The organism is Mycobacterium sp. (assembly GCF_052145595.1).
In the GTDB taxonomy this organism is placed as follows: domain Bacteria; phylum Actinomycetota; class Actinomycetes; order Mycobacteriales; family Mycobacteriaceae; genus Mycobacterium.
In genome coordinates, this window is sequence record NZ_JBKQOI010000247.1 from 1 (window position 1) to 22,190 (window position 22,190).

Annotated in this window: 22 protein-coding genes and 2 pseudogenes; 11 read left to right on the forward strand and 13 right to left on the reverse strand. The window is 62.4% G+C overall.

Annotated features, from left to right (window positions below; all coding sequences use genetic code 11):
* The coding region (locus ACLP4W_RS21535; RefSeq protein ID WP_442389438.1) for a transcriptional regulator at positions 1-693 on the forward strand (693 nt) is incomplete at its 5' end.
* Positions 694-759: 66 nt separating this feature from the next.
* Here ACLP4W_RS21535 and ACLP4W_RS21540 read toward each other — a convergent pair.
* The 7 genes and pseudogenes from ACLP4W_RS21540 to ACLP4W_RS21570 all read right to left on the reverse strand — a co-directional run bounded on the left by ACLP4W_RS21540 (position 760) and on the right by ACLP4W_RS21570 (position 7,320).
* Complete coding sequence (locus ACLP4W_RS21540) at positions 760-2,034, reverse strand: amidohydrolase family protein (protein ID WP_442389440.1); 1,275 nt, start codon at positions 2,032-2,034, stop codon at positions 760-762.
* 268 nt (positions 2,035-2,302) lie between these two features.
* On the reverse strand, positions 2,303-2,695 hold the full coding sequence (locus tag ACLP4W_RS21545) for an enoyl-CoA hydratase-related protein (protein WP_442389442.1): 393 nt from the start codon (positions 2,693-2,695) through the stop codon (positions 2,303-2,305).
* 551 nt (positions 2,696-3,246) lie between these two features.
* Positions 3,247-3,435 (reverse strand): annotated as a pseudogene (locus ACLP4W_RS21550) (amidohydrolase family protein); the annotation flags it as partial.
* 3 nt (positions 3,436-3,438) lie between these two features.
* Positions 3,439-3,723 (reverse strand): annotated as a pseudogene (locus ACLP4W_RS21555) (hypothetical protein).
* A complete protein-coding gene (locus tag ACLP4W_RS21560; protein WP_442363613.1) occupies positions 3,663-3,875 on the reverse strand; it encodes a hypothetical protein in 213 nt (70 codons plus the stop codon). The pseudogene ACLP4W_RS21555 and the gene ACLP4W_RS21560 overlap by 61 nt, the downstream one beginning before the upstream one ends.
* 44 nt (positions 3,876-3,919) lie before the next feature.
* Positions 3,920-5,506: a DUF4070 domain-containing protein gene (locus tag ACLP4W_RS21565; RefSeq protein ID WP_442389444.1), complete on the reverse strand. Its 1,587-nt coding sequence runs from the start codon at positions 5,504-5,506 to the stop codon at positions 3,920-3,922.
* Between the two features lie 1,187 nt (positions 5,507-6,693).
* Positions 6,694-7,320, reverse strand: coding sequence for a TetR/AcrR family transcriptional regulator (locus ACLP4W_RS21570; RefSeq protein ID WP_442389446.1), 627 nt, complete (start codon positions 7,318-7,320; stop codon positions 6,694-6,696).
* Between the two features lie 59 nt (positions 7,321-7,379).
* On the opposite strand from ACLP4W_RS21570, the gene ACLP4W_RS21575 reads away from it, so the two are divergent.
* The 3 genes from ACLP4W_RS21575 (at position 7,380) to ACLP4W_RS21585 (ending at position 10,132) form a co-directional block, all read left to right on the forward strand.
* Positions 7,380-7,823, forward strand: a complete 444-nt coding sequence (locus ACLP4W_RS21575) for an ester cyclase (protein WP_442389448.1) — start codon at positions 7,380-7,382, stop codon at positions 7,821-7,823.
* Positions 7,820-9,037: a cytochrome P450 gene (locus tag ACLP4W_RS21580; RefSeq protein WP_442389450.1), complete on the forward strand. Its 1,218-nt coding sequence runs from the start codon at positions 7,820-7,822 to the stop codon at positions 9,035-9,037. The genes ACLP4W_RS21575 and ACLP4W_RS21580 overlap by 4 nt, the downstream gene beginning before the upstream one ends.
* Positions 9,038-9,118: 81 nt before the next feature.
* A complete protein-coding gene (locus ACLP4W_RS21585; protein ID WP_442389452.1) occupies positions 9,119-10,132 on the forward strand; it encodes an LLM class flavin-dependent oxidoreductase in 1,014 nt (337 codons plus the stop codon).
* Positions 10,133-10,192: 60 nt separating this feature from the next.
* Here the strand turns inward: ACLP4W_RS21585 and ACLP4W_RS21590 are convergent, their stop codons facing one another.
* The 6 genes from ACLP4W_RS21590 to ACLP4W_RS21615 form a co-directional block, all read right to left on the reverse strand.
* Entirely contained in the window at positions 10,193-11,020 is an 828-nt protein-coding gene (locus ACLP4W_RS21590; protein WP_442389454.1) for an SDR family oxidoreductase, read from the reverse strand.
* 15 nt (positions 11,021-11,035) lie between these two features.
* Positions 11,036-11,800, reverse strand: a complete 765-nt coding sequence (locus ACLP4W_RS21595; protein ID WP_442389456.1) for an SDR family NAD(P)-dependent oxidoreductase — start codon at positions 11,798-11,800, stop codon at positions 11,036-11,038.
* A complete protein-coding gene (locus ACLP4W_RS21600) occupies positions 11,797-12,828 on the reverse strand; it encodes a phosphotransferase family protein (RefSeq protein ID WP_442389458.1) in 1,032 nt (343 codons plus the stop codon). Before ACLP4W_RS21600 ends, ACLP4W_RS21595 begins: the two co-directional genes overlap by 4 nt.
* Entirely contained in the window at positions 12,825-14,114 is a 1,290-nt protein-coding gene (locus ACLP4W_RS21605) for an acyl-CoA dehydrogenase family protein (RefSeq protein WP_442389460.1), read from the reverse strand. The genes ACLP4W_RS21600 and ACLP4W_RS21605 overlap by 4 nt, the downstream gene beginning before the upstream one ends.
* A gap of 87 nt (positions 14,115-14,201) precedes the next feature.
* Positions 14,202-15,317 (reverse strand): CaiB/BaiF CoA transferase family protein, encoded by a 1,116-nt coding sequence (locus ACLP4W_RS21610; RefSeq protein WP_442389461.1) that lies wholly within the window; start codon positions 15,315-15,317, stop codon positions 14,202-14,204.
* 62 nt (positions 15,318-15,379) lie between these two features.
* Positions 15,380-15,925, reverse strand: a complete 546-nt coding sequence (locus ACLP4W_RS21615; protein ID WP_442389463.1) for a TetR/AcrR family transcriptional regulator — start codon at positions 15,923-15,925, stop codon at positions 15,380-15,382.
* Positions 15,926-16,215: 290 nt separating this feature from the next.
* On the opposite strand from ACLP4W_RS21615, the gene ACLP4W_RS21620 reads away from it, so the two are divergent.
* From ACLP4W_RS21620 to ACLP4W_RS21650, 7 genes are all read left to right on the forward strand, one after another.
* Positions 16,216-17,967, forward strand: a complete 1,752-nt coding sequence (locus tag ACLP4W_RS21620; protein ID WP_442389465.1) for a class I adenylate-forming enzyme family protein — start codon at positions 16,216-16,218, stop codon at positions 17,965-17,967.
* A complete protein-coding gene (locus ACLP4W_RS21625; protein WP_442389467.1) occupies positions 17,967-18,500 on the forward strand; it encodes a cupin domain-containing protein in 534 nt (177 codons plus the stop codon). The genes ACLP4W_RS21620 and ACLP4W_RS21625 overlap by 1 nt, the downstream gene beginning before the upstream one ends.
* 15 nt (positions 18,501-18,515) lie before the next feature.
* Positions 18,516-19,187: a nitroreductase family protein gene (locus tag ACLP4W_RS21630; RefSeq protein WP_442389469.1), complete on the forward strand. Its 672-nt coding sequence runs from the start codon at positions 18,516-18,518 to the stop codon at positions 19,185-19,187.
* A gap of 43 nt (positions 19,188-19,230) precedes the next feature.
* The gene (locus ACLP4W_RS21635) at positions 19,231-19,659 is read left to right on the forward strand and encodes a hypothetical protein (protein ID WP_442389471.1); all 429 of its coding nucleotides are present in this window, start codon (positions 19,231-19,233) and stop codon (positions 19,657-19,659) included.
* 97 nt (positions 19,660-19,756) lie between these two features.
* Entirely contained in the window at positions 19,757-20,731 is a 975-nt protein-coding gene (locus ACLP4W_RS21640; protein ID WP_442389473.1) for an NADPH:quinone oxidoreductase family protein, read from the forward strand.
* Between the two features lie 82 nt (positions 20,732-20,813).
* On the forward strand, positions 20,814-21,617 hold the full coding sequence (locus ACLP4W_RS21645; RefSeq protein WP_442389474.1) for an enoyl-CoA hydratase/isomerase family protein: 804 nt from the start codon (positions 20,814-20,816) through the stop codon (positions 21,615-21,617).
* Positions 21,618-21,720: 103 nt separating this feature from the next.
* Entirely contained in the window at positions 21,721-22,113 is a 393-nt protein-coding gene (locus ACLP4W_RS21650; RefSeq protein ID WP_442389475.1) for an ester cyclase, read from the forward strand.
* Positions 22,114-22,190: the final 77 nt, after the last annotated feature.

Genomic DNA, 22,190 nt, shown 5'->3' on the forward strand with positions numbered 1-22,190 from the left:
CTCGGCCGAGAGGCGGCGGGCCGCTATCCGGCCCTGGTGTTGGCCCGCTCCGCGATGGCCGAGCTGTCGGCCGCGACAGGCGCGCACTGCGTTGCCTTCTCGGTAAGCGATGACTACTCCACCGTCGTCGATCAGGTCCGAAGCCGTCACGGCGGCGGTCACCCGATGCCCGTCGGCACCCAGTTCCCGCACCGCCCGCCGTATGGGGCGTCGATCGTTGCCTGGGCCGGGCCAGAGGCTCGGGAGCGCTGGCTGGCCACCCTGCCCGAGGACGTGCGCGATCGCTACCGCCAGGCCATCACCACCGCCATGCAACGTGGCTACGCGGTCGGTCTGCACATCCTGCCCGATCTGCGCCTGCGGGAACTGGCGCAGATCGTGCGTAGTGCCGAGGTACGTTCCACCAGGCTGAGCCAGCTGGCGCAGGAGTTGACCGACGAACTAATCCATCAGGAGGAGTGGTTCCCAATCAGCCTGGCGCCGGACCGCACCTACGAGGTGAGCCACATCGACTCCCCGATCCTGGGGGAAGGGTCCCGCATCGCCCTGATGCTCAGCCTGGTCCCCAGCGCCGAGCCGATGAGCGGCGCGGCGGTCAGCCGTCTGGGAACGCAGCTCTCTTCTGCGACCCGCCGACTAAGCGCCGCCTTGACCGAAGAATCCCACCTCCCGGTGAGCCAAATAGATAGTTAGGCAACGCCTGCTCGGCCCCCGGGAGTCGCTCGCCAAAGCGCAAGCGCGACGATCCGGTCCAACCGGTTAGCGTCGTTCCGGAGCCAGCCGCTTGAGGGCCAGCCCCCCTTCGAACGGTCGGTAGCCGAAAGCGGCTGGGGCGCGATAGCCCGTGTCCTCGACAGGAGTGTGCACCTCGGCGACAGTGGGACCGATCTTCGTAGCCACCCGCACCAATGCATCGAGATCGAAACGGTATAGGCGACCGGCATTGCCGCCCAGGATCTTTCGGCAGGCGTCCTGTGACCTGTCGTGCAGGGCCCAACGAATAGCCAACTTGGAGTGGGGCGCAAAGCCTTCCTCGTGGGGGTAGTCACTGCCCCACATGATGTGCTCCGGGCCCATGAAATCGATCATTCCCGAGTCCAACGGCGTCAGCTCAGTGGCCAAAAAGCAGTTCCGCTGGACGTATTCGCTCGGCGTCAGGGTCAGCTCGTCGACCGACGATCCGCCGAACATCCCATAGGTGCGGTTGCCGGCGTCAGACTTCATGGTGGGCACCATGGCGTCGAGCATGCCGATTTGGCCAGGCACCCAATACGTACCCTGCTCGGTCGGCACGAATCGCAGTGTCGGGTACCGTTCGAACACCCCGGCCAGGATCAGGTGTCCGAGTGTGCGCTGGGCCCAGAGCGCCATCTCGGTAATCAACACCGCGTTGGACGCCGGCTGGTCCATTGGCATCTCGGGGCTGCCGGCACCCGCGTGCTGCACCACCGTGAGGTCCAGTTCTGCGCACAGCGCCCACATCGGTTCATAGCGGGTGTGAAAAAGCGGGGCCACGTGCGGGTCACCGGGCGAGACCGCTGGAATGAGCACGCCACCAAAGCAGTCCTGCTCAACACCCCAGCGGATTTCTTCCAGCGCCAGCTCGACGTCGTTGGGAAAGATCTGAATCAACCCGCGGCGTCGGGCCGGGGCCAGCGAACAGAAGTCGATCTGCCACCGGTTGTGGGCCTGCACACCGGCCCAACGCTGCTCGAAGTCCTGACGGGTGCGGGGCAAGCTGATGGTGATGTTCGGGGTGGTCGGGAAGAACGGCGGAACGGTGTTGGGCAGCAGCACCTCGGCGGCCACCCCGTCGGCGTCCATCTCCGCGATCCGAAGCTCGTGGTCCCAGTTTCGGTTGGCGGTGGCGACGATCAGGTCGTCGAACGGGCTGGCGTAGGCCTTGGCCCACGCATCGAACTCATCGTGGAGACGCGCCGGCAAATACGGTTTGTAATCGCAAAGATCCGCCCCGGCGTGGGTATCCGTCGAGATGACGACATAGCGATCTAACGTGTCCCAGGTTGTAGCCATAGCACCCTCCGCCAGTACGCCGAGTATAAGAGAAACGGATCGGTTCGCGAAGAGCGAACGCCTTCGCACGGGCGGCCCACAGCCAAGTTCGCTTCGCAGGCTGCCTCAAGTGTGATTGCTTCCTGGGACCACAAATTTGGCACTTGCGAGGTAAGTTCGCTGCAGCGAGGGGCAAAAGTCGTTAGCCCAGAAGGGCGTAACCCGAGCGCGCGCCTACGACGGTCACTAAGCCACCGAGCCCTTCCTGCGACCGAGACGTGCTCGCCGATTACTTGTCTATGAAACGTGGTTCGCGCTTGGCCGCGAAGGCGGCGAGGCCTTCCCTCGCGTCCTCTGAACGCATCACTTCAATCACGAACCGCTGTTCTATTTTGCGAGCATCCTCATCGTCAATCCAACCGCTGCTTAGAATCGACGCCTTCGCGTTGCGCACCGCCAGTGGTCCGTTGGCCGCAATGCGCGCGGCGATCTCACACGCTTTACCCAACGATTGGCCAGTGGGCACGACATGGCCCACTAAGCCAAAGTGATCAGTGGAGCTACCGGGAATCAACCCGCCCCAAAAATGGTCGTGAGTTGCGGAAATCTGGAATTTGACTAGGCGAAACGACGCCGAATGACGCGAAATGACCTCCGGATGCGGCGAAGGTGTTGATGGCATCAACACTGCTCGGCAGGCTCAGTAGGCCCGCAACCGCGCAACGCAACCCCGGAGGAGCCCAAGCTGTTCAATGAATCTCAATCCCCAGATCCCTCGCGCTCCGAAGAACACGCGCCTGGGCTGGAAACTCTGCCGGACGCGGCGCGCCGTCATCAACACGAGCAGGTTAATCGCGAGCCTCCCCATCGCCACTCGACTCGTTCGCTTCTTCCACGTTGAAGGTTTCGAGCTAGTGCGCCGCCCGAGGTGGTAGCCGACGCATAGGGCTGTCCCGAGTGCAGAGATAAGCGCAAACGCTGTCATGAAGATGAGCGTCCTTCGTCACCATCGCGGCAAGATCACAACCCAGATACACCTCGGCCAACCCTGGTGGTGTGCCGACTGGTGAGCCGGCCGTACCGGGCCATCGGTCCAGGCGCTGCAGGCGTATTCGCCGCCGGCCCGGCGGGCGAAACGGCGGCCGATGGTGGGCTGGTCGAAGGCTCTGGCGCAACAGTTTGCTGCGTGCCTCAAGCATCGCGACGATCGGGGTGATGCCGATTCCGCCTGCGATGAACCTCCATGTCCATCAGGCCTGGCAGCAGGATGAGCTCACCGAGATCGATGACCTCCCCGTCAGACCGGCCCGACCGGGTATCGCCTATGCCAGCGATGTATTCACCGTCAATCGTGAGAACACCTTGGCTGACGATGCGGCCCGTGTCGACGTCAAGCAGTCCAGCTGCTTTGAGCGTCAACATGTGTTAGACCACCGGCTCCTTGGGCACTCGATGTAGGAGGCGCCGCTGTCGGGCACCCTGGCCTGCTTCCACACCTCGACCGGGAAAGACACCATGATCAGCGACTGCATCAAGTGCATCAGCGACCGGACGCCCTCGGGCAGATCGTGCAGCGGAAAGTTGTCGCAGTACAACCATCGCGTCGGCCAACCGCGGAAAGGCAGCGTCATGGAAGGCTTGCATATCGGTCATCGACGAGGCGAGCCGGTGCGCGTAACGCTCACCTTCGGTGGCCAGATCCCACTCCAGAAACGGCTCGAGGTCAGCGAATTCAGCGGGGAAGGCATGGTTTCGCCGCTGATGGCGAATTCGGGGAATCGCGCGGATTCGTTCATGGCGATCCGTTGTAGCCGGACGATCTGCGGGTCAGTGCCGCTTGCGCGACAGCCGTCGAACGTCACCACGGGATTGGATCACGGCACGGTGCACCGCGCACTGCGACGGCTCAAGTCAGAGCCATCGCGCCTGTATGTCTTGAGGGGTCCCCGCCTTCCGAGATCTGACGGGACATTGTGTACTGGTGGTAGTGCATCGCGCATTTGACTGCGCAGATGAACAAGACGCATGGATCCGGCCGGTGGCGAAGCATAGTCGTCATCCGGCGGCGATAGATGCGGCGCAGCTGCGCGTCGGGAACGTTCCACATCAGCCGGAGAAACAAGACGATCGCTCCAAGCGCAAACACCGACTGGGATTTCCGCTTAATCCAGGGATGTCGGCGCCAGTAGGCATTGCGAGTGCGTGCGAAATTGATTCGGCGCCTGAGATAGAGGTTTTCGAGCCGATCGAAGTAGAACTCGGGATCGTGTAGGTCCAGCACCAGGCCGTTGTACCCGTCGCGCAGCTCATCGCGAGTCATGCCGAGCGGAATGACGTTCGTGCCGAACATTCCGTCGGACGGGTTCGTCTCCGAAAGATCGAGGCGACCGTCGTTCTTCAAACGCGCGTACAGCGGCGTCTTCGGGATGGCCACGAGCATGTTGACGGTGGGGTGCATGATGTCGGTCTGACGAATGAACTCGTAGTGGGCCTTGAAGATCCGGGTATCGTCGTGGTCGAAGCCGACGATCATGCCGCACAGAACTTCGAGGCCGGAGTCTTGCACTTTGCGGACGCGATCGACGATCGTCGCGCTTTTGCGAACGTTTTGATACTTCTTCGTCTCGTGCAGCGATTCTTCGTTCGGGCTCTCGATACCGATGAAGACCATCGCGATGTTCGCTGCGTCCATCAACTCCAGCATCTCATCGTCTTCGGCGAGGTTGAGCGAGGCATAACAGACAAACGTGAGGGGGTACCCCTTGGCGGCTTGCCACGCGGCAACGTCGCTTAGCAACTTCTTTACCGCGATCGTGCCGATCAGGTTGTCATCGACGATGAAGGCGATTTGTATGCGCTGCTTACGCATCGCTTCCAACTCGGCGATCACCTGCGCGGTCGTTTTTAAACACGGTTTACGACCGAAGGTGATGGGGATGTCGCAAAACTCACACTGGAACGGACAGCCGCGGCTGAATTGAATGCTGCCGAACAGATAGTTCTTAGCCTTGAGCAGGTCGTACCGTGGCACCGGCGAGCGGGTCATGTCGGTCGGCTCGCGTTGCTCGTAGCGGTGCAGATGCCGTCCCTGGGCCCACTCTTCAAGAAACTGCGGCCAGGTCGTGTCCGCTTCACCGACGAAAATCACATCCGCCAGGCCGTCGAAGTACTCTTCTTGCACGGTGACCGACGGACCGCCGACGACCGTGAAGACATCACGGGCTTTCAGTTCGCGGAGAATCTCGACCATCCGATGGCCCTGGACGTCCATGCCGGTGAGCCCCACAATGTCGGCCATCGCCACACGGTCGTAGTCGATTGGCTCGACGTTCTCATCGATGATCATCACGCAATGGTCGTCAGGCGTCAGCGCGGCCAGCAACGGCAGGCAGACACTGGGTAGAACGCGCTTCTTACCAAGCAGCGGAAGTGCGTGTTCCATGCCCCAGTAAGACATGTCGAACCGAGGATTGAGAAGCACGATATCGGCCATAATCGCCTACTTCGACCGGAGGGGTGGGTCGCGGTGTTACGCAAAGGGCCAATCTTTGCTGGCACCGTACCACGACGATGAGGTGACTGGGGTCGACCCAGTCGAGAAGGATCCGGTCCCATGAGGCTAGATAACTTCGAACGCGGTGCATTGGATGGCTGGCCCCGGCGGATGTAGCAGTCCACCTGCAGGATGTGCTGCGTCGCTGCAATGAGCTAGCTTTCGACGATCCCGCGCAAGTGGCTGCGTATGGCGCCTTGCATCTCTCGGATTTAGGCCTGTGACCTGCGTGTACTCAGTGGAGCTGCCGGGAATCGAACCCGTTTCGGGGTGCTGGTCTCTGAGCCGAACCGGCACTGAGCTGCGAAATGACATTCGGTGTGATTCAACAGAATTGACCTCTGTGGACACAGAGTGTGCCCAAAATCTGCCCAGCCAGTCCCTCCACCCACAGCGCGCAATTGAACTCGCTGGAGCGCCCGATTACGCGCAGCATGCGATGTGGGCCGCAAGCAACATTAATCAGCGACATTGGCTGTAATTTAACAACTTTGGCGCATCGCGACGATAGAATCGAATAGAAGCGAAATCATCGATGTGAGGTGCTGGGGATGAGTAGGACTTGTGCCGATGAACATGGTCCGGTTGACCGCCTCCAGGCCCGCATTCATGTTGCGAGCGCCTGATGGCCAAGCGACGCACCTACAAGCGGGACCGCCGGGGCCGGTTCGCGTCGACCGGTAGCACCCGAGTCAAGCGGATCAGACGCAAGATAAACCGCCGCCGTCCCCGATATGTGCGGGGAAGCCTTGGCAAGACCCTGCGAGTGGGCCGCGTGGGCCCTGGGGGCGAATACGTCGGCGCGAAGTTACGCACAAAGCGTCGCGGCGAATACTACGTCGGCGTTTCGGCTGGCCGCAGAATTGCGACGCCGTTCTCGCCCTACTAGCGCATCAACTAGACCATGTGGCGGAGGGATTTGAACCCTATCCGAACCTGCCGCGTAGACGCCGAAAGGCCACTCTAGCTGCATATTTGGGTCACGGAGCGTCACTCAGATTCAGCCGTCATTACCGCGAAGTGTGGGCAAAATGTGGGTACGAACAACGCGCGCCTCACCGATGCACTGCGGCCACCTGAACTTACGTCGCTTACGACCTGCGGATACGCGAAAGGTGTTGACGGCGTCAACACACTGGGGCCGCCCGCAGGGCGCCGTCGAATACCGCATGAAACTCCGAGGCTGCGAGTGCGACATCGGCCAATGCGTACTCGTTGGTCAGCACCGACGCCAGGTGGGCCATGCCGCCCGGATCTCCGGCCCGGATCTCGCCGGCGTGCTGTCCCTGGCGAACCAGGTCGGTCATCAGATTCATTGCGTCGGCGTAGCGCCCGTAGACATCCTCTGCGAAGGCCTCGAGTGCTGGGCCCAGGATCGCTGAGCCTCCTTGCATCTGCTGCAGCAGTGACCGGAAGTGTCCACGCGCAGCGAAGTACGTGGCCGCCGTGTCGACGATGAGATGCAGACGGTCCAGCGGAGTTCCTGCGGATTGTGCAGCCTGTCTCAGCTCGGCGAGGTACTCGTCGCCGCGCCGGTTGAGCACCTCGGCGACGAGGTGTTGCTTGCTGTCGAAGAACTTGTAGATCGCTGCCGTCGAGTAACCCGACAAGTCGGCAATGCGCCGCAGCGATCCGGTCCGGAGCCCGTCTTCGCTGAAAACCCGTTCCGCTGCATCGAGGATCTCGTTTCGGTTCTCCGCGCGGCGGGCAGCGCGCCGTTGGCTGCGTAACTCGGCGCGAGCCGTGTCGGTCACAAGTCCACCCTAAACCAGCTGGCCTTGATTTGTGGACGCATATCCATCAAAGTGGACCAGTGTCCACAGTTACAACATCCGGAGAGAGCACCACGGCCGCGAGCCCCGAAGAAGAGCTGATTCGTCGCTCGGTAGCCGCACTCAACGCCGGCGATGTCGAGGGTTACCTCTCCGGGTTCTGCCCGGACGCCCCGCGGTGGGTCAGCGGACTGGACAAGCCACTCACGATCAGCGACATCCGGGCGAACCTCACCCAGCTGACCGCCGCGTTCGACCGTCTGCACCTGGACGAGGATCTGCTTTTCGGCGCAAGGAGTTTCGTCTGTGCCCGCTGGACGCTCCGCGGCGTGCACGTCGGTGACTACGGGGGCATCGCGCCGACTCATCGCGACATCGCCGTGGAGAGCTGCGAGATCTACGCCCTCGCCGGAGGCAAGGTCTGCGAATCGTGGGTTTACAGCGACATGACCAGTCTGTTCGACCAGATCACCGGGCGCCCGTGATCGAGTTGAGCAGTTCGATGCTGCTGGACCCCAAGGTCCTTGCCGACCCCTACGACTTCTACCGGACGTTGCGTGAGCGGGCACCGGTCTGGGCGGTGCCCGGCACCGACGTCGTCGTCATCAGCACCTTCGACCTGCTCTCCGAGGCGGTCGCACGACCGGAGGACTTCTCTTCGACCATGCGGTGCCTGCTCTACCGCGATGAGGACGGGCTGCCGGCCCGCCTCGATTTCGGCGACGCGGCCACACCCACCTTGGCGGCGGCCGACCCGCCAATGCACACCACCCATCGGCGGGCGGTGTTTCCCGAGCTGGTGGCACGGCGCATGCGCGCCTTGGAGGACGACATCCGCGCGTTGTCGGCGAGCACCGTCGCTTCGGCCCTGCGCCACAACAACTTCGACTTCATGGCCACGATCGGCAACATCGTGCCGATCACCGTGGTCGCCAAATTGATCGGCTTCCGCGACATCGACCCGATGCAGCTTCTGCAGGCCGCGTTCGATTCCACCACCATGGTCGGCGGCACCATGCCACTGGATCGACTCAACGACCTCGTCACCCGCATCGGTGTCATCCAGGAGTGGATCGCCGACCAGGTCTCGGCCACCGGTGAGGGCGATGACGAAACAATCCTGCTGGCGGTGCGACGGGCGCTGGACGCGGGCACCTTGGAGATGGGCGAGGTTCAGACCATCCTGCACACCCTGCTCAGCGCGGGCGGGGAGTCGACAACCAGCCTCCTCGGTAACGCCGTGAGGATCCTTGCCGAAGGCCCAGCACTACAACAACGGCTACGCGATCGGCCCGAAGACATCGACGTTTTCGTGGAAGAGGCCCTGCGACTCGAATCGCCATTTCGGCAAATGATGCGCAGCATCCCGCACGACACCACACTCGCAGGCACCGATATCGCGGCCGGTTCCACGGCACTGCTGCTATTCGCAGCCGGCAACCGAGACCCCGCCCAGTTCGACGACCCCGATCGGGTGGACCTGACGCGAGCATCCCCCAAGCGCCACTTGGCCTTTGGGCACGGCATCCACTTCTGCGTCGGGGCCGCACTCGCCCGCATAGAAGCCCGCGCCGTGCTCACCGAACTCCTTGAACAGACCCAAGACTTCACGCTCGACCCCGACCATCACCCACAATGGGTGGACAGCCTCCTGGTCCGCCGACACGAGCAACTCCATCTGCACGCCACTCCTCCGTAAGACATCGCGACGTTCTCCCTTCACCGCTGGCAAGTTAAGGTAACGTTGTTTTTCCAATCTGAGTGGCGACGGAGGATCATCGTGGGAGAGCTTTCCCTGTCAGTCGCATTGCCTCCGAGTGCCAGGATTCCTGAGTATGCGCACGCGGCCGAAGATGCCGGGTGTGCGCGGCTGTGGCTCTTCGACTCGCCTGCCGTGTATGGCGACATCTGGATCGCCGCGGCGCGAGCAGCCGATGCGACGTCCGAGCTAGGTGTCGCCACCGGCGTCGCCGTCCCCTCCCTCCGGCACCCAATGGTCACCGCGGCAGCGATCGCGACCATCGAAGAGGCGGCCCCGGGCCGGTTGACGTGTGCGTTCGGAACCGGCTTCACCGCTCGACGGGCACTTGGCCAGAAGCCCCTGCCGTGGGCACGGGTGGCCAGCTACGTCAGAACACTCCGCGGCCTGCTCAATGGGGAGGTCGTCGAGATCGGCGGGGCTCCATGCCAGATGCTGCACTTGACCGGGTGGGCACCGGAGCGGCCACTGCGGACCCCGCTGTGGGTGGCGCCAAGTGGGCCGAAGGGCATGGCCGTCGCCGATGAGATCAGCGCCGACGGCGTACTGCTGAGCCAACCGCCCGTAGAACCCCTCGAGGGTTCGCGGGCCGCCGCAATGATCGTGTCGGGCACCGTGCTACGTCCCGGCGAAGACCACCGAACGACACGCGTCGTCGAGGCTGCCGGACCGTGGTACGCCGCGATGTGGCACGCGGTCTACGAAGCGGCACCCGATTTCATCACCGAGTTGCCAGGCGGTGAGGTCTGGCTCGACGGGCTCCGTGCGGTGCGCCCGGAAGGACAACTACACCTCGGCGTACACGAAGGCCACGTGTGCACTCTGACCGACCGTGACCGCAAGGCGATCCACGAAGCCGGAGCCGGCATCCTCGAATACAGCTGGACCGGATCGGCGGCGAAAATCCGCGCAGCTGCCGCGAACTCGGCGGCGCTCGGCGTGACCGAGATCGTCTACACCCCGGCCGGTCCGGATATTGTCGGGGAAATAGAGGCGTTTGCTGCGGCTTTCGACGGAGCCGGAGGCATTCGTTAGGCCCACTTCGTCAGGTGTTGACCGACGGGTTGAGGCGTGGGCGACCGTGGTCTACCCCGATCAAGATACTGGCATTCCAGCCTTGACAGCACCGGTGATCCCGCCGTCGACGACCAGGTCGGCGCCGGTGATGAAGCTGGCAGCCGGGCCGAGTAAGAACTCGACAGCGGCTGCGATGTCATCAGGTGTGCCGATTCGCCCTGCAGCGGATCCGTCGATCATCGCCTTCATCACCGTCCCCGAGCTGCCGTTGAGTTCTTGCATACCCATCGCTGTTGAGATGATCCCGGGACTGATCGAGTTGATGCGCGCGCCACGCCTGCCCCAAGCGACTGCCGCCGCGGCGACCCGAAGGTGATTGGCACGCTTGGCGAAGCTGTAGGCCTCTTGAGAGTTGCGGAACAGCGCGGGAGCGCAGGCCGGGATCGCCAGGAGTTCGCCTGCCGGAGTACCCGCCAACTGATGCTCGAGCCCCGCATCCATCGCCGGGTGAAAATGCCCCGCCATGCTGGCGATGACGACCCCGGCGCCACCCGCCTCGATGACCTCACCGAACCGCTCGAGCACCAGGGCCACACCGACGAGGTCGACGCGAAGGACCGTGTCGATGTCGGCCTGCTCGGGTGACACACCCGCGGTATGGACGACATCGGTCACCGGTCCAAGCCCGGCCGCATAGGCGGCGAGGTCGCTCACCGAAAGTGGCGAAGTCACGTCGACTGTTGTCGCGTGAACATCGTGTCCGTTCGCAACCAACGCCCGAGTCGCAGCATCGAGATAGTCCGAGTTCTTATCGGACAGCACGACAGTCCGCCCCGATCCGAGGCGATGTGCGATCGCCACGCCCATTCCACCGGACCCCACGATGACGATGACGTCGTTACGCATTGGCTCTACTTGCTCTCAACCGGATACGCCGCCGTCGATGGTCATCAGCGATCCCGTGGTGTAGGTCGACGCGTCCGACAGCAGATATACGGCCGCACCGACGATCTCGTCCGGACGGCCGACCCGACCCAGCGCGATCGTCCGGACGATCTCGGGGAACAAGTCGGCGTTGCGGACGAATCCCGCTGCTGCGTCGGTGTCGAAGGTGCCACAGATGATGCCGTTGACGCGGATACCTGCGCCGGCGTATTCGAGCGCCGCCGCCCTCGTCAGCGCGTTGAGTCCAGCCTTCGCAGCGGAATACACGGGGGCGGTCGAGATCGGTTTCACCGAAGCCAGCGAGCTGATGTTGATGATCGAGCCACCGCCGGTGGCCTTCATCGCCTCGGCGGCCAGGGCCGTCAGCCGCGTCGGACCCTTGAGGTTGACGCCGATCACCTTGTCGAACAATGTCTCCGACGTCTCCAGCAGCGACGGCGCCAGCGGACTCATCCCGGCATTGTTGACTAGGCCATCGAGCCGCCCCCAGCGGCCTGCGGCGTCCGCGATGACCCGGTCGAGGGACGCCCAGTCCCCGACGTGGCAGGCCGCGGCGAACGCCTCGCCACCGCTTCCGCGGATCCGTGCGGCCAGCTCTTCGCAGGCGTCGAGCTTGCGGCTGGCAATCACCACCCGCGCTCCGCGTTCGGCCAGCCCCAGACACATGGCCCGCCCCAGCCCGCGGCTACCGCCAGTAACCAGGACGACTCGGTCGGCGAGGGAGAACAGGGGGTCGGTCATCGTGCGAACCTTCTTGCGCGCGAGAGCAGTTCGTCGACGACGAATCCGAAGACTTCGTGGTGCGGGTTGGTGGACTCGCCGCAGCGGTACTTCGCATACGAGGCTTCCAGGACGATCGCCAGCTTCCATGCGCTGAAGGCCTGATACCAGTCGAATCCGGACAGATCGCGGCCCGTGGCTGCCGCGTAACGTTGCTTCAGTTGGTCCGGTGATTGACACTGGTCGGCGGCGATGCCGTTGGGAGACCCGGGTGGGGCGAGCGCGATCAGATTGCCATCCTCGGGCCAGAAGATCATCGCCCAGGCCAAGTCGAAGAGCGGATCCCCCACGGTGGTCATCTCGAAGTCCACGACACTGAGCACTCTTGGCGGCGGTTGCCGCGACCACAGCACGTTGTCGAGTTTGTAGTCTCCGTGCATCACGGTCAGGTCACCGCTCGCCGGTTGATTGGCCGCCAGCCAGGCGGCGACGTCATCGACGCCGTCCAGGTCGCGCGAGCGGTAGGACTCCAGTTGCGTCATCCACCGGTCGACCTGGCGGGCCAGGAAGCCTTCCGGGTGGGACAGCCCCGCCAACGGCGTGGATTGCCAGTCGACTTCGTGCAGGCTGACCAGGGTGTCGATCAACCCCTCCCCGACCGAATGGTGCGACTGAGGTTGGGCGGCAAGGGCTTCGGGGAGGCCGTTACGGCGTACCACGTCGCCGTCGACGAAGGACATCACGAAGAAGGGCGCCCCCAGGACGGCGGGGTCGTCGCCGATGGCGAGGATCGTCGGCACCGGTACTCCAGAGCCGGCCAGTGCTTCGATGACCCGGGCTTCGCGAACCACGTGGTGTGCGGTGTCGGACACCGATGTCACGGGGGCTCGGCGCAGCACCCAGGACTGACCCAGCCGTTCGACACGGAACATCTCGCAGCTGGCACCTCCGCTCATCTGCGTCACCGTCACCGCAGCGGGCTCGCCGGTCACCTGCCCCAGCCAGTCGCTGAAGCGCGGGACGTCGAAGGCCGCCGCGGTGCGGTTCACGCGCTGGCTTCCAGCAGGTAGGCGAACCGCGCGCGGGCGGCGGCCAGCCGAGTCGGGACGTGCTCGCTCGGCCAGCCTTCGACCGGCTGGTACCGGGCCAGCTCACTCTTGGCGACGCTGACCTTGTGCACTTCGTTGGCGCCGTCGACGAGGCTGGCCATCCGCGCCATCCGGTACATCGACTCCAGCGGCATGTCACCGCTGTATCCCAGGGATCCGTGCACCTGCAATGCACGGTCCACCACGTTGTGCACGACCTGAGCGTTGTACACCTTGCACATGGCGATGTCGCTGCGCGCGGCCCGGTTGCCCTCGCGGTCGAACTTCCAGGCAGCGCGCAGGGTGAGGAGTTTTGCCGTCTCCAGTTCGATGCGCGAGTCGGCGATGTATTCCTGCACCATCTGGTGGCGGGTGTAGCTCTTGCCGAACGACGACCGTGACTGGGCACGCTCGCACATCATGTCGAACGCCCGCTCGGCCTCGGCCAGCCAGCGCGTCGCGTGATGCAGCCGGCCCGGGCCCAGCCGGACCTGCGAGAGCACGAACCCATGACCCCGGGGGCCGATCAGATGATCGCGCGGCACCCGCACACCGTCCAGCACGACCTCGGCGTGGTTGCCGATCCGGCCGAACGTCACGTCGGGATCATGCATCGAGGGAATGTCACGCAGGATGGTCAAACCCGGGGTGTCCTTCTCCACCACGATCATCGAGCATCGCAGATGCGGCGGGGCCTCTGGGTCGGTGACCACCATGAAGATGATGAAGTCGGCGATCGAGGCGTTGGTGATCATCCATTTGCGGCCGTTGAGCACCCACTCGTCGGCCTCGAGTACACCCGTCGATTCGATTTGCGTCGGGTCGGTGCCCGACACCCAGGGCTCGGTGATGGCGAACGCACTGCGGAGGTCACCGCGCAGGTTGGGCCACAGCCAGCGGTCCTTCTGTTCCTCGGTGCCGCCCTCGGCGATCAGTTCGGCGTTGCCCGAATCCGGGGCCATATTCCCGAAGACCTCCATCGCAAGGCCCACCCGGCCGGTGATCAGGTTCATCTGGGCCAACGGCAGCTGGCCGAAGCCGTTACCGCCCATGTCCTTCGGCAGATGCACGGCCCATAAACCTCGCTCTCGGACCCGGTCCTTGAGCGGGTCGAACAAGCTCTTGGCCTGCTGTGGTGACAGGTGCGGAAGCAGCGGTTCGATCGGGCGTAACTCGTCGTCCACGAAACTCCGCACCCAGTCGAGCGTGGGTTCGAAATCCGGATCCGCGCAGAAGTCCCATGCCATGCCAACTACCTCTCCAACCCGGCGGACTGGCCACTTTCAGGTCAGGTATTAGAAAAACACCGTTTTCACAATTTTGCAAAGACCTGTTCAGTCGTTCCACACCGCGTCCGGATCAGTGGCCACTTGGGCGGGTCCTTTGGGAACGCTAGGCACAGAGCGCGAGAACCGGGGCGCTACGGACGCCTGCATGACGTTGTCGATGACGCTCACGGCTCCGCGGGCGGTCATGTGCGAGTCGGTAGCGGCCTCGGCGAATGTCAGCACCGGCGTGACGCACGCGTCGGTGCCGTCGAACACCGCGGCCCATTCGTCGCGGGTACGGGTCCGGAATGCCTGCGTGAACATCAACCTCAACGACTCCCACTGCGAGACGTCGTTGCGGTCGGGCAAGTTCATTTGCTCGAACAGGCCGAGCCCGGTGAGTAATTCGGCGTAGAACTGGGGTTCAATGGCTCCGACCGCCATGTACTTGCCGTCGGCGGTTTCATACGTGTCGTAGTACGGCGCACCGGTGTCGAGCATGTTGATGCCGCGTTCGTCGCTCCATATTCCGATTCCGCGGAATGCCCAGATCATCTGGCCGAGCACCGAAACCCCGTCGACGATCGCTGCATCGATCACCTGGCCGCGGCCAGAGGTCTGGCGTTCGATGAGCGCCGCGAGGACGCCGACGAGCAGGAACATCGAGCCGCCGCCGAAGTCGCCGACTAGGTTCAACGGCGGGACGGGTCGGTCGCCTCGGCGCCCGATCACGTGCAGGAAGCCCGTCAAACCCAGGTAATTGATGTCATGACCCGCTCGTGGCGCGCGCGGACCGGTCTGACCCCAGCCGGTCATCCGGGCGTAGATCAACCTCGGGTTGAGCGACTGCACGTCCTCGGGGCCGTATCCCAGACGTTCCATCACCCCCGGACGGAAGCCTTCCACGAGGACGTCGGCCCGCCGAATGAGGCTCATGATCGAGGCCTTGTCGTCATCGTCCTTCAGGTCGGCCTCCACCACGGCTCGCCCCCGCAAAATTCCGTCGGCATTGAACCCGGCGCGAGGCAGTACCCCTGGCCGCTGAATGCGCACCACGTCGGCACCCAGGTCGGCAAGCACCATGGCTGCGTGCGGCCCTGGACCCACTCCCGCGAACTCGAGCACTCGTATCCCGTGCAACGGACCACGGTCAGGGGAGTCTGCAGCCACACCGTCATCCATAACGTGCATTAAACAACATCGTTTTCCAAAGTGACGCGGACGGGGCGACGCTACTCGTCGAGTTAACGGCGTCGGCCGGTGGTCGTCGTCGAAAGGGTTTCCTGGTGGACTCCGGCGACGATCCAGTCGATGGTTCGCAGATAGGACTGGTGCCGTTTCTTCGCATCCAGGACGCCTGCGCGGGTGGGTGGCGCCTGGCGCAGCGCCTGCGCTTCGACGATGGTGTGGTTGATCGTCGTGTTCACCAACGAACGGCAGCAGTCGGTGGCGAGCTGGCGGTCGATTCCCGCCTGCACCAGTGACTTCAGCAGTTTGTTGACATAGGAGGTGATGGCACCACGGTCGTCGACGTTCATCAGTTCGGTGAGGAACGGATGCGCCTGCAGGGCGTCATGGAGCGCGAGACTCCATTGCACGGCGGTGGACTCCCACGTGCCGTATTCGTGGAAGTCCAGTCGCAGCTGCGAGAAATGACGACCGACGAGCGCGCGAATCAGCTCTTCGCGACTGCCCACCTGCTGGTAGAGCGTGCGGGTGGAGCACTTCAGGTCTGAGGCGAGACGTCGGGCATTGAGTGCTTCGGCGCCCTCTTCGTCGATCAGCGCCAAGGCGTGTTCGTAGATCACGTCGACCGGTATGAGCGGCTTAGCCATTCGCAGGCTCTCGCGGTGGCATGGCACTGGAGCGGGGCGACGACATGCCGTCATCTTACGGTGACGGCGTTGTTCTAACAGTGCACGCTCCGTGACCGGGTTCGTCAGCACCGTCCCGCCCGGCAGACCACTTTGTGACCCCGACCACCATGCCGTAGAAAAACGATGTAGTTTTACTGTGGACTTCGTGTACCCAACCGCTCGGAGGGAGTGGGCGCATGGCACCAATGCTGAGGGAGGACATCGTGGCTCTGACTCCTGATCTCGTCCACGAGGCCGTTCGCCGGTTCACCGCCCCCGATGGGATCTTCGCCGTGACCGAGCAGCAGGTGGCCGGAGTGCCTCAATGCGTCTTCACCCACGCTGCGCCGACTGTCCTTGACATCCTCACCTCCGGTCGCGGGCACGCTGGCGCGGACTTTCTCGTCTTCGGTGACCAACGGTGGTCCTTCGCGCAGTTCTTCGCCGACGTCGATGCACTGGCCGCCGTACTGCAGAACGACATGAGCGTCAAGCCCGGCGATCGGATCGCCATCGCGATGCGTAACTGTCCGGACTGGGTCCTGACCTTCGCCGCCGCTGTCCACGTCGGCGCAGTCCCGGTGCTGATCAACAGTTGGGGATCGGCCGAGGAGCTCGAATTCACCCTGCGGGATTCGGACCCGACCGTGCTGGCCGCCGACCTGCCCCGCACCAGACTGGCTGCCGAAGCGCTGCGGCAACGCCGAACGGCGCTGCTGTTCAGCGATGTCGACGGTGGCTTAGAACAACTCGACCCCCGCTCCGTAGCGGATCTTGACGTCAGGAACATTCAGGACGCCCTGGCAGCAGGCCGCGGGCGCGACTTCGCCATCGTGCGTCCTGAACCTGAAGACATGGCGATGCTGCTCTACACCTCAGGCAGCACCGGCCATCCCAAAGGCGTGATCTATTGCCATATCTCAGTGGGCCAGGCACTCATGCACATGATGCTGGCCGGCTTCCTCGGCCTCGAATTCAGCGGCGCGATTGAACTTCGTGGTGGCGCGACCACCGAGGCGCAACTGGTGACGGTGCCGCTGTTTCACGCGACCGGACTGTTCAGCGGCTTCCTGCTGCCCTGTGCGGTGGGTCAAAAGGTGGTGCTGCTGCGCAAATGGGACGCCGTGACTGCGATGCAGACAATCCAGAACGAGAAGGTCACGATGGTCGCGACGGTGCCTGCGATCCTCAAGGACCTGTTGACTCATCCCCGGTTCGACGACTTCGACCTCTCGTCCATCTCGCGGGTCGCCGCAGCCGGGGCCGCCACTCCCGCAGGGCTTCCCGAGTTGTTGCGCCACAGACTCGGCATCGAGAATCGGTCAGCGGGCTACGGGATGACCGAGACGGCATCGGTGTGCGCAACCATGAGCGGACCGGTGTTCGATCTCAAACCTATGGCCGCAGGCATCATTTCACCGATCATCGACCTTCGGACCGTCGACTCTGCGGGCAACGTCCTGCCGTCTGGGTCGGACGGCGAGATACAGCTGCGAGGGGTCACCATCACCCCCGGATACTGGCAACGCGATGACCTCACCGAAGAAGCGTTCACCCCCGACGGGTGGCTCCGCACCGGCGACCTGGGAAGCGTAGATGCTGATGGGTTCCTGCATATCACCGGACGGATCAAGGAAATCGTCATCCGCGGCGGAGAGAACATCGCCCCCGCCGAAATCGAGAACGTCGCCTACCGGCACTCATCGGTCAAGGAGGTCGCGGTCTTCGGCGTCCCCGACGATGCCATGGGTGAAGAATTAGCCATGGTGTGCCACCCCCAAGCAGGCTCCGCACTCACCGAGGACGAACTGCGCGCGCACCTGGTCAACGCACTGCCGACCTTCAAGGTCCCGAAATACCTGGCACTGACCGACGAACCACTACCACGCAACGCCAGCGAGAAGATTCACCGGCTGGCTCTGCGCAACGGCTTCGTCGCCAAATCGTTGACACCACGACGCGAGGAGAGGTCTTGATGAACGTACGCCGCGTAGTGACCGGCCACGACGATCACGGCAAGGCGGTCATCGTCGACGATGGCGTCGTCGAACCGACGACGGTGGCGCTGACGCCCACTGCCTACCACGAACTTTGGCGAGCAGACGTACCGCCGACCCTTCCCGACGCCGGCACCAATGGACCCAAGACGACGTTCTTCCCCCCGGTCGGCGGGTACCGCTTCTTCCTATTCACCTTTCCACCCGGCGAGAACAGCGCCGACCTCGAAGGCGTAGACATCGAAGCAGGCCTGCGTGAGCTGCAGGAGAAGCTGCCCGGCGTGTTGGAAACCAACGAGTTGGACCAACCCGGCATGCACACCACCGACACGGTCGACATGGAGTTCGTGATATCCGGCGAGATCGTCCTCGAACTCGACGACGGCGTCGAGACGACGCTGCGCGCAGGCGATGTGAACATCCAGAACGGCACCCGGCACCGTTGGCACAACCGCGGCACCGAACCCGCGGTCATGGCCGTGGCCATGGTCGGGTTGCCGCGAACCACCTGACAATAGGGAGTGACGATGGAGCTCTACGACGTCATGCGAACCACGTTCGCGGTGCGTGAGTTCACCGACGATCCACTTCCAGATCCGGTCCTCTACCGAATCCTCGACAACGCCCGCTTCGCGCCCAGCGGCGGCAATAGACAAGGCACGCACATCGTCGCAGTTCGAGATGCGGCCCTGCGCGAACGGCTCGGCGACCTGAACGTCCCGGGCGCACGACGATACTTCGCCCAGCTATCGGCGGGCGAAAGCCCTTGGAACGCCGTTGAACCGAGCGGTGTGCCCGCTGAGACGATCGCGGACACGGTGGTACCCGACGAATTCAGCGCCCCGTTCCGGCAAGCGGCGGTCGTGCTGGTCATCACAGTCGACCTGGCGTACGTGGCCGCGATGGACCAGCACCTCGATCGGATCGGTGTGGTCAGCGGCGCATCGGTCTACCCGCTCGTGTGGAACATTCTGCTGGCCGCCCGAAACGAGGGGTACGGCGGCACTCTCACCACGATGGCCGTCGCCGAAGAGGTGCAGATCCGCGACCTGCTCGGCATCCCCGCCACCCATGCGGTCGCCGCCCTTCTTCCGCTCGGTAAACCCACCCGTCAAGTGAGCAAGCTGCGCCGCAGACGTGTCGAGGACTTCAGCACCTGGGACCAGTTCGACGGGCCGCATTTCCAACTCGACGCATGAACAACCCAAAGCAACCGCACGTTGCCGAGAAAGGATGCCGAAGATGAGTGCAGTTCCGAGTCGCCAGGCGCGATTGGCCCATGCTGCGAAGCATGCCGAGTTGTGGAACGCGGGCAAGCGAGAGGAGTGGATTGCATCCTGGCGCACCATCGCGCCAGCCGACGTTCGGATGTTCGACCCCGTGGGCACCGCGGAGAAACAAGGTTTCGACACTGCGACGGGCGACGCGTTCGACATGTTCCAGTCCATTCTCAAGATCAAGATGATCACTGTTCAAGTCAACGGCAACGAGATGGCTTGGGTCTGTGAGAATTACTTCGGCACCGAACCGAACGTTGAAAAGGCGTACAGCATAGAGACGTTCGCGTGGGATGACGGTGGGAATCTGCTCATCAAGACGTACTATCCGATGCCCGAAACCGTCGGTTCCGACAGCGACCCCTACGCACACATCCTCGACGGACAGCAGTAACGGCCGCGCTCCCCCTAGGTGCGGGCTCAGTCCCTAGCCGGGAATAGCCGTATATACGTGACCACGATACTGGGTATTTGAGGTGAAGGAACGATCTATGCGGGCCTGGCAGGTTATCAAACATGGCGAGCCGAAAGAGGTAATGGAGCTCGGTGAAAAGGCCGTTCCGGAACCAGGCCCCGGTGAGGTCCGTATTCTCGTTAAAGCTGTGGCTTTAGGTTTGCCGGACGTGTTTATGTGCCGAGGAACCTATGCCTTCAACCCGGCAATTCCGTTTACTCCTGGCCAGGAGGTGGTAGGCACTGTTACTGCTGCTGGCGAAGGAGTTGATCTTGCCCTTCGTTCTCGAGTGATCGCCACCACCTCCTTTATCCAGGGAAATGGGGGGTTTGCTGAGCAGGCCCTTGCACCGACCAGTGCGACATATCGTATTCCGCATGATATGCCTGATGAGGACGCGGCAGCCTTCCTGATACCGTTTCAAACGGCCTATATTGCCTTGGCGAGACGCGGACAATTATTGCGAGGTGAAACGTTACTTGTTCATGGTGGAGCGGGTGGCGTCGGATCGGCCGCCATACAGGTGGGCTGTGCACTTGGGGCGAAGGTTATCGCTACCGCGACGGGCCCAGAAAAAGTCAAGGCATGTCTCGAGCTGGGGGCTTCTTTGGCGATTGATATCGGCACGGAAGATTTCGCAGATGCAGTCAATAAGGCTACGGAGGGGCGTGGTGCGGACGTCATATTTGACCCGGTGGGGGGCGACGTGTTCGTTCGGTCATTCAAGTGTATTGCCAATGAAGGGAGACTGTTGGCCATCGGCTACTCAAGCGGAAGTTGGAAAAATGCAGCTACTGGAGCTGTCGTCTTCAAAAACTGCTCCGTAGTGGGTGTTCTTGCCGCATTGTATGACAAAGACTTTTTGGATCGCACTCATGAGGAGCTACTCAAACTCTATGCCGAGGGCAAGATCCGGCCAACAAAACAGACAATATCATTTGAAGATATTCCTGACGCGCTGACCGATCTCGCCAACCGTAAGGTGATTGGCAGAGTGGTCGCAGTACTGTGATTGTGGCGGCTAGTGTCTCGTCACTCTATTTCTTTGACTTGGCGACGGACGTGCTCTGATTCGATGTTAGGAAGTTGAGCTAATGGCAAACGAAAGAATATCGGTAGACAAAACCAATCATGTGGCCACGTTGACGTTGAATAGGCCTGAGAAGCATAACGCGTTCGATGGTGTGGCCTTGCAGGAGTTCGGTCAGAGCATGGATGAGCTCAGCCAGGACGAAGACACAAGGGTCATCATTATCACTGGCGCTGGAAAGTCCTTCTGCGCGGGTAGTGACACTGCTTATATCAGCCAGATCCAAGCGGATATGGGCAAAACCGCGGAGCGATTCAATTTCGACAAGCCCTTTGGCCCGTATCAGGTACTCCCCTCGTCTCTTCACAACTGCCCGAAGCCGACGATTGCCGCGATCAATGGTTTTGCTTCTGGCATAGCGGTGGCTTTGATCAGTCTCTGTGATTATCGCATTGCGTCGGAGAGGGCCTCCTTTACACCACAGTTCGTCAATTTTGGTTTAGCTGCTGAAATGGGGATTAGTTACACCCTGCCGCGCGTCACCTCCCTGTCCGTCGCTCTCGAATTTCTGAGTACTGGAGAGAAAAGAGACGCCCAGTGGGCAAAGGAGTGTGGATTTGTAAAAGAAGTGACAACCCCCGAACGCCTGATGGAGTCAGTGATGGAATTGGCTAACAAGCTGGCGAGCATGCCGCCGGTATCGGTGGAAAACATCAAGCGGTTGGTCTATCAGGCCATAGACCCTGGTTTTGAAGCACAGCTTCAGTTCGAGGCACGCGTTGGAACGGCGTTGGCCCAGACTGAAGATTGTAGAGAAGCTGTCATCGCCATGATGGAAAAGCGGGCGCCGGTTTTCAAAGGCAACTGACGCGTTGAGGACGGCCTGCCACCGGAGACGAATTCAGCGCCACCTTGCGATGACTCGAAGACACGTTTGCATTTGCGAACACCAAAATGGAGGAATAGAAAGTATGACACCAGAGGAAGTTGTTAGAGCATGGAGTGATGCTTACGTCCTCAAGGATCTTGATGCCACATCGGCCCTAATGTCGGAAGACTTCATTCGCTTGGGTGACAGTACCCACTGGACGCCAATCACCAAGCATGACTGGAGGGAAGTAATGGTGAATTTTTTCACCGCATTTCCGGACTGGCGCTGGGATATGACCAGTTTGATCGCCTCAGGTGATCGGGTGGTATGCGAATTTACTGAAAGAGGTACCTTTACCCATCCTTATCCGATCATGCCAGGCCTGGTTCTGCCCCCGACGGGAGAATCCTTTACTGACTACGACTGTGATTGTTTTGAAGTTAAACCTGAGTTAGGACATTTTTCGGCGTCGCCGGTTCGTGCAGGCCGCTGATCTGCGGTTTCGATCGATGTCGAGCCGAAATTTGCACACTAAATCTGGGCTCGTAGGGTGCGGTGGTGGCCTATGTG